The 12,478-nt window shown below is 42.3% G+C and carries 10 protein-coding genes and 7 tRNA genes; 9 read left to right on the top strand and 8 right to left on the bottom strand.

What is annotated here, in order from left to right; genetic code table 11:
- Positions 1-18 precede the first annotated feature (18 nt).
- From ychF to AN944_RS16515, 9 genes are all read left to right on the top strand, one after another.
- The gene (gene ychF, locus AN944_RS16555; RefSeq protein ID WP_055025752.1) at positions 19-1,110 is read left to right on the top strand and encodes a redox-regulated ATPase YchF; all 1,092 of its coding nucleotides are present in this window, start codon (positions 19-21) and stop codon (positions 1,108-1,110) included.
- A 215-nt stretch (positions 1,111-1,325) separates the two neighbouring features.
- A tRNA-Met gene (locus tag AN944_RS16550) sits at positions 1,326-1,402 on the top strand.
- A gap of 119 nt (positions 1,403-1,521) precedes the next feature.
- Positions 1,522-1,606, top strand: a tRNA-Leu gene (locus AN944_RS16545).
- 46 nt (positions 1,607-1,652) lie between these two features.
- Positions 1,653-1,727, top strand: a tRNA-Gln gene (locus tag AN944_RS16540).
- Positions 1,728-1,752: 25 nt separating this feature from the next.
- Positions 1,753-1,827, top strand: a tRNA-Gln gene (locus AN944_RS16535).
- A 5-nt stretch (positions 1,828-1,832) separates the two neighbouring features.
- Positions 1,833-1,909: transfer RNA gene (locus tag AN944_RS16530), tRNA-Met, on the top strand.
- 107 nt (positions 1,910-2,016) lie between these two features.
- Positions 2,017-2,101 (top strand) — tRNA-Leu (locus AN944_RS16525).
- 57 nt (positions 2,102-2,158) lie between these two features.
- Positions 2,159-2,233: transfer RNA gene (locus AN944_RS16520), tRNA-Gln, on the top strand.
- A 168-nt stretch (positions 2,234-2,401) separates the two neighbouring features.
- Positions 2,402-2,884 carry a GNAT family N-acetyltransferase gene (locus AN944_RS16515; RefSeq protein WP_055025751.1) on the top strand — a complete coding sequence of 161 codons (483 nt, stop codon included), beginning with the start codon at positions 2,402-2,404 and terminating at the stop codon, positions 2,882-2,884.
- 48 nt (positions 2,885-2,932) lie between these two features.
- On the opposite strand, the gene AN944_RS16510 is transcribed toward AN944_RS16515, so the two are convergent.
- The 8 genes from AN944_RS16510 to AN944_RS16475 all read right to left on the bottom strand — a co-directional run bounded on the left by AN944_RS16510 (position 2,933) and on the right by AN944_RS16475 (position 12,476).
- A complete protein-coding gene (locus AN944_RS16510) occupies positions 2,933-3,895 on the bottom strand; it encodes an AgmX/PglI C-terminal domain-containing protein (RefSeq protein ID WP_055025750.1) in 963 nt (320 codons plus the stop codon).
- Between the two features lies 1 nt (position 3,896).
- The gene (locus AN944_RS16505; protein WP_055025749.1) at positions 3,897-4,427 is read right to left on the bottom strand and encodes a biopolymer transporter ExbD; all 531 of its coding nucleotides are present in this window, start codon (positions 4,425-4,427) and stop codon (positions 3,897-3,899) included.
- Positions 4,424-4,972: a biopolymer transporter ExbD gene (locus AN944_RS16500; protein ID WP_055025748.1), complete on the bottom strand. Its 549-nt coding sequence runs from the start codon at positions 4,970-4,972 to the stop codon at positions 4,424-4,426. The genes AN944_RS16505 and AN944_RS16500 overlap by 4 nt, the downstream gene beginning before the upstream one ends.
- 4 nt (positions 4,973-4,976) lie before the next feature.
- A complete protein-coding gene (locus tag AN944_RS16495) occupies positions 4,977-5,630 on the bottom strand; it encodes a MotA/TolQ/ExbB proton channel family protein (protein ID WP_055025747.1) in 654 nt (217 codons plus the stop codon).
- Positions 5,631-5,732: 102 nt separating this feature from the next.
- Positions 5,733-6,077 carry a hypothetical protein gene (locus AN944_RS16490; RefSeq protein ID WP_055025746.1) on the bottom strand — a complete coding sequence of 115 codons (345 nt, stop codon included), beginning with the start codon at positions 6,075-6,077 and terminating at the stop codon, positions 5,733-5,735.
- 1 nt (position 6,078) lies between these two features.
- The gene (locus AN944_RS16485; protein WP_082420040.1) at positions 6,079-6,864 is read right to left on the bottom strand and encodes a tetratricopeptide repeat protein; all 786 of its coding nucleotides are present in this window, start codon (positions 6,862-6,864) and stop codon (positions 6,079-6,081) included.
- Positions 6,839-10,168: a tetratricopeptide repeat protein gene (locus AN944_RS16480; protein ID WP_055025744.1), complete on the bottom strand. Its 3,330-nt coding sequence runs from the start codon at positions 10,166-10,168 to the stop codon at positions 6,839-6,841. The genes AN944_RS16485 and AN944_RS16480 overlap by 26 nt, the downstream gene beginning before the upstream one ends.
- On the bottom strand, positions 10,155-12,476 hold the full coding sequence (locus tag AN944_RS16475) for a CDC27 family protein (protein WP_055025743.1): 2,322 nt from the start codon (positions 12,474-12,476) through the stop codon (positions 10,155-10,157). Before AN944_RS16475 ends, AN944_RS16480 begins: the two co-directional genes overlap by 14 nt.
- Positions 12,477-12,478 lie beyond the last annotated feature (2 nt).

Genomic DNA, 12,478 nt, shown 5'->3' with positions numbered 1-12,478 from the left:
TAGATAAAGGTAACAAATATGGGTTTTAAATGCGGCATTGTTGGTTTGCCAAACGTTGGTAAGTCAACACTATTTAATGCGTTAACTAAAGCAGGAATTGAAGCAGCTAACTTCCCGTTTTGTACCATTGAGCCTAACACTGGTGTTGTACCAGTACCGGATTCTCGTTTAGATAAGCTTGCTGCTATTGTTAGCCCTGAGCGTATTTTACCAACGACAATGGAATTTGTTGATATTGCAGGTTTGGTTGCTGGTGCATCTAAAGGTGAAGGCTTAGGAAATAAATTCCTAGCTAACATTCGTGAAACTGATGCGATTGGTCATGTGGTTCGTTGTTTTGAAGACCCAAACATTGTTCACGTTGCTAATAAAGTTGATCCAGCTGGCGATATCGAAGTGATTAACACTGAATTAGCCTTAGCTGACTTAGATAGTTTAGAGCGTGCGATTACACGTCAACAAAAGCGTGCTAAAGGTGGCGATAAAGAGGCTAAGTTTGAAGTTGAAGTGCTTGAGAAAATGCGCCCAACGCTAGATGAAGGCCAAATGCTGCGTTCACTTGAGCTAAGTAAAGAAGAGTTAGCAGCTATTGCTTACCTTAACTTCTTAACACTTAAGCCTACTATGTATATTGCTAACGTGTCTGAAGATGGTTTTGAAAACAACCCACATTTAGATGCAGTAAAAGCGATTGCAGAAACAGAGAATGCTGTCGTTGTTGCTGTTTGTGCGGCGATTGAATCTGAGCTTGCAGAAATGGACGCTGAAGAGCGTGATGAGTTTATGGCAGATCTCGGTTTAGACGAGCCAGGCCTTGATCGCGTTATTCGTGCAGGTTACCAATTACTGGATTTACAAACTTACTTTACCGCTGGTGTAAAAGAAGTGCGTGCTTGGACTGTGCCAGTTGGCGCAAGTGCTCCACAGGCTGCTGGTGTTATTCATACTGACTTTGAGCGTGGCTTCATTCGTGCACAAGTGATGAGCTATGATGACTTCATTGAGTATAAAGGTGAAGCTGGTGCCAAAGATGCGGGTAAATTACGTGTCGAAGGTAAAGGTTATATCGTTAAAGATGGCGATGTAATGCATTTCTTATTCAACGTATAAAAGCGATTTTCAAACTATTATAGTGTGAAGATTGTTTAAAAAAGGGATTGAGGTTAACTTTACTAAGATATTTTGTCGATTTGACGCTCAGTTTGGTGAACTTATAGCCGAACAACAACAATTGATGAAAATAGCTAAAAAAAGCAGTTGACCTCGATACCCTGAATAAGCATAATACGCCCCGTCCTCACGACGAGGGCAAGTAAGAATAAAGTGGCAATGTAGCTCAGCTGGTTAGAGCACAGCACTCATAATGCTGGGGTCGCAGGTTCAAGTCCCGCCATTGCTACCATCTTCTCTAGATGTAAATTAAGAGATTGCTGGTTAGTTAAAGTATGACTTTAGAAATATGACCAGCTACCTTCTCAAGGTTAAATGAGCATCGTGTTCTGGATGATAAACAGAGTCTGTGCGGGAGTGGTGGAATTGGTAGACACGCCAGATTTAGGTTCTGGTGCCGCAAGGTGTGAGAGTTCAAGTCTCTCCTCCCGTACCATTATTAAGAAAATTGGCTAATAGCGAGTTTTCAAAAAGCTTTAGATTGGGATATCGCCAAGTGGTAAGGCACCGGGTTTTGATCTCGGCATTCCCAGGTTCGAATCCTGGTATCCCAGCCATTTTAAAGTAAGTAGTAAAGATTATTGGGATATCGCCAAGTGGTAAGGCACCGGGTTTTGATCTCGGCATTCCCAGGTTCGAATCCTGGTATCCCAGCCATCTTTGGCAATGTAGCTCAGCTGGTTAGAGCACAGCACTCATAATGCTGGGGTCGCAGGTTCAAGTCCCGCCATTGCTACCATATTTAAAAGGTAGAGTAGAGGGAAACCCTAAACTACTTAGTTAGAAAAGAGCAAGAAACAGCGTTTACTCATGATTTAAATGAGTTTACTCTGGTAAAAATTTGATGCGGGAGTGGTGGAATTGGTAGACACGCCAGATTTAGGTTCTGGTGCCGCAAGGTGTGAGAGTTCAAGTCTCTCCTCCCGTACCATCAAATTTTCTTCAATATGTACATCTTCCTAGTTTAAGAGTGACATATCCAAGTTTTTGGGATATCGCCAAGTGGTAAGGCACCGGGTTTTGATCTCGGCATTCCCAGGTTCGAATCCTGGTATCCCAGCCATATTTAACCTTACGGTTAGAGCAAAAGCCCGTCTTATGACGGGCTTTTTGTTGCCTGAAATTTAATATCAGCGTTATGCTTGAAGCACTCTAGTGCTTAACAATGGCGCTTTGATTATTCAGAACCCTAACGGCGTTTGTTATTAGCGAGCTATCTTTAGAGAATGTGATGCAGATAAACAAGATTGAACCATCAATGTGGCAAGCGATTTTTGAGTTACAGTGTGAGGTCTATACTGAGATTGAGCCAGAAAGTTTGCAGGTGTTAAGAGGCAAGTGGCTACATTCGCCTCACTGCTGTTTTGTACTGCAAGATAAAGCGGATAACATCCTTGCTTACTTGCTCGCTCACGAATGGCACGATGAAACGCCTCCTAAGCTTTATCAGCCTCTTTTAAATGAAAATAAAGGGGACAGACTGTTCTTACATGATTTAGCAGTTTCTAAAGCACTTAAAGGCAAAGGCGCTGGTAAAAAAATGGTAACCCAGTTAATTGATATTGCTAAAGCTGGCCATTACCAACACATTCAATTAGTCGCGATTCAACATTCAATGTCATTTTGGCAGAAAATGGGCTTTAGCATTGATGTAAATAATGTCGCCAGTGAGACTTATGGCGACAATGCGCAAGTGATGGTGCTAACCCTATAAAAAATACGGCCTATTGGCCGTATTTTTGTTTGTCGTTAATGCGATTAACTAGCTGGGTAAGAAGTCGATGGCCCAAATTGTCGTCATGGTCGCTACATCCTCAGCAGGAAAGCTGATTGAACGTAAAACAACCTTTAATTGGCGTTCTAATTTCGGGTTATTTAATTGGCTCGATTGAATATCGACACGACTAATGCTGCCGTTTGGTTGAATTTCAATTTCGAACATGACTTTACCTTTAAGAAAAGGATCTTTTCTCAAAGCACGGTTATACAGTGCATACAATCGTGCTTTGTTGGCCTCAAGGGTACGCCTTAACGCCGCTTCAGAACGTTGACCTGCAGAACTTGCCTCACGATCAATTTCTGCATTCGCCCCTGCGACTGCTAATACCTCTTCTTCAGCTAACCGTATTTGCTGGGTATTTTTAGTGCTAATCGCATCAGATACCACGGTTTGCTGCACGGTCGAAGTCGATAAGCTTTCACTTTGTGTATTAGCCGCTGCGGCAAGTAATTTGCGTTTTACTTTCACTTCTTGGGCTTGGTTTTGCTCAAGGTTACTTTGCGCTGCAGGTTTAACATCAAAAGCTTCACGCATCGAAAAAAGCTCATCTTTCATGGCTGCAAGGCCTGACTTTTGTGCTTTCTCTTTTGCTGCCTCTCGAGTTGTTGGTTGCATCTTTGGTGGTTCTTCCACTTTCTCGACAGGTTTTTCTTCGAGTTTTTCTGGTTCGGGTTCTGGGATAGGTTCCTCTTTTGGCTTTTCAGGTACTGGAAGTTGTTTTTCTTTCAGCATGATTTTGGCCAGTTGAGGTGGCAATTGCTCTTTGACTTCCCTTGGCACTTCCACTTGCTCTAAAAAAGGGACACCAATACCAAAGATGACATAAACCACCAGTAACAAAATTAAGATTTGTTTAAATAATCTATCTTGTCTACTTGGTTTAAACATATCACCGATATCAGAAAAGCTATTATCACTGCTATGAGTAAGGCTTGCTGTGGTCATATTAGCCCTCACTCTGTGTTTTACTGGCTTGTCGCTCAACAGCGAGTGACATATTGCGATAGCCTGTTTCAGCACATGCAGCCATAATTTGTTTCAACACTAGGTAAGGCGTGTCAGAGCCTCCTATGATGGTGACCGCTCGTCCTTTTTCCTTTTCGGACTCTGTTAATTCAACACGCTTGCTGGCTTGATAGGTCAGCTCTGTGGTGATAGCGGCAATAAATTGCGCATTTTCTTGTTCGCTAAAATTGGGTTTATCGTCAGAGTTTTGCCACACTGCACGCTCTTGAATGAGCACAGTGTCTGGCAATACAGTGATAACCAGGTTCTCAACAGGCAGTTCTTCGGCAATCGATACTGGCAATTCTATCTTTTCGATATTTTGCAATACCCGCACTTCTGATTGGTTCACAATCAAAAAGAAAACCAAGATTGTGAAAATATCCATTAATGCGACAAGATTAAGTTTACCGCCAGCTTTAAAGCGCTTGTGGTGCTTTGCAAGACGCTTAGCTCTTGAAGATTGCTTCATGGCTGGCCTCCTGCGGTTGTACTGCTTGCACTTTGCTCAAGGCTATTTTCTGGAGCGTCGCCTAATGAAATAAGCGGAAATAACTCAGCATCCACTAAATTGGCGGCAACCACAGCTTTATAAGATCTAACGGTATCCATTGTCGTGACGATGGTTTGGTAATCCACATTGGGTTCAAGCAACAACACGATATCTCTTTTCTCAATGGCTTGTTGTTGAAATGTCAGCTTCAAATCTTGTAAATATACAGATAATGCCTTGAAGTCATAGCCTTCGTCAGTTATTTCAAAACGTTTAAGTAAAATACCCGCTGGGTAGTTAAGGGTTAAGTGATTCGAGGTGATCACCAGCTCAAGTACCTTAGGTTCTTGATCTTCATCAGCTTGCTGAGATTCTGCAGACACAGGTAGTTGCAGATTTAAAATCCGCACTTGTGAAAACACTAAACTAAGCAGCAATACTGGCACTAACACGATCATCAAGTTCATAAACGAAGTGATATCGAGTTCAGCGTCTTCGGTATTGGGGCGACGACGGCGTCTCATAGTATTAGCCTCGATCAGAATCCGTATGCTTATTAAATGACAAAGAGTTAAGTAACTTAATGCCTGCCATTTCAATTGAATCTACAATCGTTGCTGTTTTCGTTTGCAGGGTTGAGTGGAATAAAATCAATGGGATAGCTGTGATCAAGCCAAATGCTGTGGTGTTCATTGCAACTGAGATACTTGATGATAGTAGATTGGCTTTTTCTGCTGGATCGGCACTTGCCACGGCAGAGAATGCCGCGATTAGGCCCATAATGGTACCGAGAAGACCGAGTAAGGTGGCGATATTGGCTAACGTTGCAATGAATGGTGTGCGCTTTTCTAGCCTCAGCATGTATTCCATGATGGTTTCTTCCATCGCATATTCCACATCTTCACGACGATCAGCTTGAGAGATACGAACAATCCCTGATTGGAGGACGTCAAATACTGGCGCTTTATTGTTTTGTGCATGTTGGCTGATGGTTGCAACGTCGCCTTTTTTTAATGCCTCTTTAATCAGTGCAAAGGCTTTTTGATTTGTGCGATGTGCTGAACTTAAATATAACCAGCGTTCAATCGTGATCGCTAAACCTACCACGAGCACTAATGCGATAGGGTAAATGAATGGGCCGCCATTTTGTAAAAATGCAATGATATGGTCGGTAAAACTCATGATATTTTCCTTTTTATTGAGTTGAACGAATAGTTCTTATTAACTCGTCCTAATTGTTTTGAATCGTTAGTTACGTGTTTTCGGGTAAATTTTTATTATTGATTAATCGTTATTGGTCTTACTCTTGTTAAGGCTGAACTCTCTTACTTGTTGCTGAAACTGCTTCGGATGTATCGGGTTAAATTCAGGTAAGGTGACTTGCATGTCAGTATCCTGAATCGCAACTGGATTTGTAATCCCTTGCCAAGGCATGATGTAGAGAACTTTGGGTTGCTCTTGCGTGCCGGTCACCTTGGTTTCAATCAGTACGGGGTTATTGGGCGAGCTAGCAGGTTCGGCCGCATGTGTTTGAATCGCTGATAGGCAAAAAATACAAAACAATCCACCATTACGCAGCATTGAGCTGACAAAGCGCTTGAGTGTTGCTGAAGGAATAAATGTCGACATATTAACTTTCTCCTTCAGGCAAGGTTAAACCTGCACGCTGAATTTTAATTTCTAAGCCTGCCAACCAACGCTGAGCAAGTTGATCATCTGGTTTTAAGCGTAAATAAGATTGGTAATAGTGGCGAGCATCTAGCAATTTGCCTCTATAAAGCTCCAGTAAAACCGCAAGGTTAACTTGCGCTTCTGGGTAATTAGGCCAAATTTCAAGTGCCGTTAAGTAACCTTGTTCAGCTTGTTCAAACTTGCCTTGGGTTTTGGCTATGTTAGCTTTGATTTGATGGGCATAAGGGTTAGTTGGGTTGGCACTAATGGCATTGGCTAAATGTCCGTTAGCTTTATCTAACTGGTTTTGATTGAGGGCAATAATAGCTTGGTTAACATAGGCACCTGACAGTTGTGGTTCTGCGTTAATGATTACAGAAAACATCGCATCCGCTTGTTGCCACTCTTGTTGCTTCATTAACGCTATCGCCTGCTGATATTGCTCTAATACAGAGGCTGGAACGTTTGCCAGCTTTTGCTTAGCCTCTGCTTCATAAGCATTCACTTGGCTTGTTGCTGAGCTTGTTTGTAATGATGACTCTATCGATGCTTGGGCACCATTTGTGGTGTCTACCAGCTCAACTAATGCTGCCGAATCACTTTCTAACTCAGTGATGTTGTCGTTTTGGCTTTCTGCAACTTGAGTGTTGCTACATCCTTGTATTAAAGCAAAAAAGCTTAACCATAGACTTTTTCTAGTCATACAAATAAGCGGCGCTTTAATGAATCGCTTCAATAACATCATGAGTTACCTCCGGTTTGTTATATAAGGCGGGGGATAATTCAGTGAGTGTGGCAAAGCTTTTACCTACCCATTGGTCGTATATATTTTGCCAAGCACGTTGCGAGTTACTGATGTGGATCTCAATCGCTTTTTCTTCAAATGGGTAGGCCAATTCTTCTAACAAGATTTCATATTCTTCTAGTGCCAGTTCATCTAAATCTGATGGGCGCTCAGAGTCCATAACATCGGCCGCCAGTTGACGATACATCTCTGCAAGTTCATAAGTGGCTTGGGGCACATATTGTGCTTGCTGGAAATCTAATACTTGCTGGTAATAGTTAATTGCAAGTTTCATTTCATCTTGTTTACGTTTTAACGTCTTGTTGAGCGGCGCTGTTAGCTTAATGGTTTTAAATGTTTGCTGATGAGCTTTGGCAAGCGAAATTGCAGCAATGGAAGCGATAACGACCTCACGATTGCCAATAGCTAAAGCTTGATGGCGCTGTTTTTTGTCGGCGCTGAGAATTTGGCGATACCAATAGTATTCTTTGTTCGGTTCATTGGATACTTGATAAAACCCACTCATTTTTAGGCGAACTTCTTGGGCTAAATCAAACGGCTCAGGGTAAGTTCTAGCGTAGGTTCTGAAGGTTAAACGGGCTTTTTCGGTATTGCCTGCCTTTAGGTAATACTCTGCAGCTGTGTACTGGGCTTCACGTTTTAATTCTGTTGAGGGCTGATTAGCAACGATAATCAGCAACTGCTCTGCGGCAAGCTCCCATTCTTCTAATGCTTCGTAAGATTGCGCCAATTTAGCGGGGATCGTGGCGCTAAATTCATGGTTTGGATATCGCTGCTGAAAGGGCACTAAGACCTCAATAGCTTGTTGCCATTTTTGTTGGGAAAGCAAAATATTGGCAGCCTCAAATTGGCCGTTTATCGCATATTGTGACTCTGGCACTCTGGTACTGATCCGTTTCAAATCCTTAACTGCTAAAGCTGGGTTTTCCGCCTTATTGGCTTGGGCTTGAAAGTAGATACTGGATGCCAATAAATTGCGCATTTCTGTTTTGGCTTTATGCTGCTGTGGCTTTAGATTTGTGCTGGCATTGAGGTAATTCAGGGCGATGTCGTAAGCCGATTCTGCCTGAATATAGTGTGATAGTTGGTACAAACTATGGGCATACAGTTGGCTGACAACTTGTACTTGTGTTAATGCAACACTTGATAAGGCTTGCCCGTGACGCAAGTGATTACTGACTTGCGAGTTATCGTAACGAATAAGCCTGCTCTCTGGCTCGCTTCCAGCTTGTTGATTTACCGCTAGCGCAGCATGCGCATTTTCTTCGCTGTCATTTTTGTTGCTGGTATTACTATTGCTATTTGCCTGATTAATCACTTTGTGGCGCAGTAATACAAATTGACTGAACTGGATTAAATCATCAAATTGCTTGGCGTTAAATGCATACTGTGCGCCATCGGTAGCAAGCTCTAACGCGCGTTTATCAAGTGGGTGGTTGGCAATAAATAGCTTATCTAAGCGGGTTCGCTCCGAGATGATGGATTGTCTTTTTGACTGACTTATTGGTGTTATTTCATCGCCTTTCACCACTGACTCATCATGTTGTGACAATATGGATCGGATGGTCAACGTGGTCGCAAATGCCGCTTTTTGCTGTAAGGCAAGTTGCTCTGCAGGTAGGGCGATCGCATCTTTTTGTGCATAAGCGATAGCCTCATAACTGATTAAGGCTTGTTTAAATTGCTGCGCTTCATAGTTTGCATCAGCAAATAGATACTCGTCACCGTGAATAGGTTTGGTCAGTAAAGATTGAGCTTGTGGCAACTTAGCAAGTTGTAAGTAAACACTTAAAGCACTTGCAGCGGTTTTAAATCCATCTATGCGAGCTTGCCCTGGTGGAAGTTGTTGTGCACTGGCATACAGGCGACGACTGTGCTCGTCACTGAAGGCTAATAAATGCGGTAACACTTCTTGCTGCTGTGCGGTATTAGCGTGAGTCCAAAATTGGCTAGATAAGCCATATTGTTCAACGTACTGATTTTTAAGACGGTGCATCGAGGCGAACTTGCCTTGCTGTTGATATAAATCCAGCAAAGCTAATGAGTAACGCGCAGCCCAAATGTTATTTTTGTCAAATTCAATATAAGTTTGATAAGTCAGCTCTGCGTCATGCTGTAGCTCTTTTTTAAGTAAAAATTTGGCCAAATTATCAAACAGTACATGTTGATATATCGTCAGGTAAGGGGATGACTTTTGTTGGTTTACCAAGTTAAGCAGTGAGCGAGATTGCTCTTGTTGAGACAATGAAATACTCAGTACGCGTTGCGCATCGATAGCCAGATTTTGGTAGCGGCTTGCTAACTTGTTAAATTCAAAACTGGTTTGGGTTAACTGTTCATTATCAGTACTAATTAATTCTTCGTTTGCCGCAATGATGTTATCAAACACCTGCAAAAATCTTGCATCCGCTTCGGGTAATCGATTGAGCTTAAATAGCGCCCAACCCGACATGTAAATACTATTGATGAGATATTTATCATTGTCGTTTGCCGACTCTACTTGCTGATAAGCTTGAATCGCAGCAGGGTAATCTTGCAAGTTGTAATAAATCTCACCACGGCGGAAGTTGAGTTCTGCTCGATATTGAGTATTAGGGTAGCGAGTCAGTAATGACTCCATTTCGATCAAGCTTGCATCTATCTCACCCTGCACATCGAGTGCTTTCGCAAGTTGGTACTGCAAGTGTTCATTCTCGTCTCGATCTGGGTAACGGTTCAGTAATACTTGGTATTCTGCAATAAGCTTATCGAGCTGTTGATCATTGTGTTTTAGCTGAGTTAACGCCAGCTGCTCAGCTTCTTGCGCCGACATGTCAGACTGCTGACTGGCAACATAATCAAAGGCTTCGCCAAACATTTGTTCTTCTAAATGTTCTGATTTGATTTGAACTAAGCGATATTCAACATGAGTTCGCACTTCTGGATCTGGCTCTAACGTCAGTAGTTGCTGGTAAATTAATGCTAACTTCGCTTTTCGCTGAGCTTGGCTTAATTGCTGTTTTTCATAGTTTACTTGAGGCTGGCTATTGGCTAAATCTGTCAATGTTGGTCGCTGTTGTTTGCTTGACGTTGGCGACTCATCGGTTAGTTGGCAACCCGCTAGACTGATTAACACTAAGCAACTTACCAATCGTGATACACCAAAGCGTTTAGGAAGAGTTAAGGCCACATTGCTACCAAGGCTTGAAACATTGCTAGTGTCAGAGTTGTTGGCTTGTAAAGCGAGTGGGTTAGTGCGCTGCATAATGCTTCTCCACTTGCTCGAAATGAGCAGTCAATGAACTCAATGGAGAATGCTCCTGTTGGGGCATGAGCTTAGTTGTGTTCAAGTTATCAGAGGTAATCGCATTGCTCGGTGTTATATCTTGCTGGCTCATTCTTTCCAGTACCGCTGCCATTTCATGGCGTGAAGTCAGCAATAACTGCGTTAGCTGTTGACGTTGATTTTGGGTAAATAGGCGCAGTTTTTGTTGAATCGTTAGCTGTGTTTTGTGACTTGCTTGCTTGATGTCACGCGTAATATCTTCGATTTGTTTGGCTAAATTCTGCTGACGGATAGCATACTCAGTGGCGCCTTGTTGAGATTGCGAGACTGATTTAAAACGAACATATTGAGCGTTTAATGTTTGTAATTGGGTGTCGATGTCTTTTAATAGTTTTTTGTGTTGCCATAAACGTGGAATAAAAGATTGTTGCAGCTGCCAATTCAGCGCACCTTCTACTCGTGTTAGTCGCAGAAAATCATCTTCTGTGTCACGTGCTGAGGCAATGTTAGTAAGTGCTTGTTTGCTTGATTCAATCCGCTGTAACCATGCTTGTTCGGTACTATTGGCAAATAGTTGCATTTGCTGGAAGGTAATTTCATCGACAGGAACATCAACAGCTTGGATCTGTTTGCTAAGTTGCTGCTTGCGTTCGGTTAGTTGACTAATAAGGTTTTCATAATCGCTTAATTGCTGTTGAGCTAACCTTTTTTCTCTACGCTGCTTATTTAAATCGATAGTCTCAGCGAGCCAGTCACTTTTACGTTGTTGCTGAGTAAGGTTCTGTTCCAATAGGGATAAACTGGCTAATGTCGTAAAGTCATTTTTCAATGCATTGTCTGTTAGCGCTTTTTCAAGCCAAGGGTGCTTTTCGAGTGTTTCAGGACTTAACCCTTGCGGGGTTAATGCGGTTTGCATTATTTGGCTTGTGTTAAAGCGAGTTTCTAGTGCTGCTTCAAAAGCGTCTAATTGTGCTAATTGTTCAAGATAAAGTGTTTCTGCTTCTTGGTAGCTTGTTAGACTTTGTTCAAGGCTTTGTTGCTCACGAACCTGAGCGGCCAGTAATATTGCCGATTGCCAACCCATTAAAGAATAAGGATATTGGCGTTTTAGGAGATCCAATAGCGCTAATGAAATGGGATATTGCTGCAATTGCTGTGCTGAAAATGCATATAAAAATAACGCTGATTCGGTATAAGGACTCTGTTGGGGAAAGTCTTTTAATTGTGTAAATGCTGCTTGATATTGGCCTTGTTTGACATACGTTTGCGCTAATAACAGTTGCGCATAATCATTGATCGCTTGTTGCTGTACTTGCTGATCAGATTCTTGGTCTGTAACGCTTTTTTGGTTGTTTTCGTTATTTTCAGCTGTCATTGGAGCGGTAAGTTCTGAAGGCGTTTTTTCAGTGAACAAGCTTTGCCAAAAGCCCGTTTCAGTTTCAGCCAAAGGCATATTTTTTATTGTAATGAGCAGGGTTTCAGCTTGTTGGTACTGCTTTTGTTCAATGAAATGCAGTGCTTGGTTTAGCATAACGTAAGCCGATAACGATGAAGAAGCTAACTGGTTATCAGCTGGGTTATCGTGATTGATAGAAGCAGATGCATTAACACCACCCGCAATCTTTGCCATTATGGCAGGCTCGTTAGGCCAATAAGCCAGTTGGTTAAGAATATGGTATTGCTCAATATAGCTGTTAGGGACTTGGGTAATACGCTGCAACGTTTGCTGCGCTTGGTATGGCTGACCTTGCTCTATTTGCTGCTCTGATAATTGCAATAATGCAACTAACTTGAGTTCAGCGGGTGAAGTATTTTTTTGAGACTGAGAAGACGTTTGATTGGCTTGGTTTTTGTTGCCAGTTAACGCTTGCTCAATTGCCAATGTTTGCTCAAATGAAGATAAGGTGCGAGTCGCTTTTTGATGAAGACCAACTGATACTTGCAGCCCAGCTTCAAACAATTGACTTTTAGCAGTATCGGCATCAAATCGTTGTCGGTTAATGCTGACTTGCTTTAACGCTGCTTGATAATCGCCTTCAAAGTAGTAATACAAGGCTTGGCGATAAAGTTTATTGCGCAGTACTTGGTTTGCTTGAGTCGTGACTTCAGTATTAGCAGTGGTCACCGTGCTTACTTCAGTTGCTGAAACACTGTTGCTGCAGCCAATAGCGAATGTCATCAGAGACAGTAGCGACAAAAACTTCGTTTTAGCTGGTTTATCTCGCTCTGGATGACGATATTGTTTACTGATATCGGCGGCTTGGGTTCGTTGAAGCACTGGTATCATCT

Source organism: Shewanella sp. P1-14-1 (genome assembly GCF_001401775.1).
GTDB classification, from domain to species: domain Bacteria; phylum Pseudomonadota; class Gammaproteobacteria; order Enterobacterales; family Shewanellaceae; genus Shewanella; species Shewanella japonica.
Note: the sequence above shows the minus strand (reverse complement) of the source record. Positions and strands in the feature narration are given on the sequence as shown.

What these genes read in the sequence shown, in the direction of transcription:
- AN944_RS16510 (WP_055025750.1), bottom strand. Translation starts at nt 3,895, where the DNA reads ATGACCACAGCAAGCCTTACTCATAGCAGTGATAATAGCTTTTCTGAT.
- AN944_RS16485 (WP_082420040.1), bottom strand. Translation starts at nt 6,864, where the DNA reads ATGATGTTATTGAAGCGATTCATTAAAGCGCCGCTTATTTGTATGACT.
- ychF (WP_055025752.1), top strand. Translation starts at nt 19, where the DNA reads ATGGGTTTTAAATGCGGCATTGTTGGTTTGCCAAACGTTGGTAAGTCA.
- AN944_RS16500 (WP_055025748.1), bottom strand. Translation starts at nt 4,972, where the DNA reads ATGAGACGCCGTCGTCGCCCCAATACCGAAGACGCTGAACTCGATATC.
- AN944_RS16505 (WP_055025749.1), bottom strand. Translation starts at nt 4,427, where the DNA reads ATGAAGCAATCTTCAAGAGCTAAGCGTCTTGCAAAGCACCACAAGCGC.
- AN944_RS16495 (WP_055025747.1), bottom strand. Translation starts at nt 5,630, where the DNA reads ATGAGTTTTACCGACCATATCATTGCATTTTTACAAAATGGCGGCCCA.
- AN944_RS16490 (WP_055025746.1), bottom strand. Translation starts at nt 6,077, where the DNA reads ATGTCGACATTTATTCCTTCAGCAACACTCAAGCGCTTTGTCAGCTCA.
- AN944_RS16480 (WP_055025744.1), bottom strand. Translation starts at nt 10,168, where the DNA reads ATGCAGCGCACTAACCCACTCGCTTTACAAGCCAACAACTCTGACACT.
- AN944_RS16475 (WP_055025743.1), bottom strand. Translation starts at nt 12,476, where the DNA reads ATGATACCAGTGCTTCAACGAACCCAAGCCGCCGATATCAGTAAACAA.
- AN944_RS16515 (WP_055025751.1), top strand. Translation starts at nt 2,402, where the DNA reads ATGCAGATAAACAAGATTGAACCATCAATGTGGCAAGCGATTTTTGAG.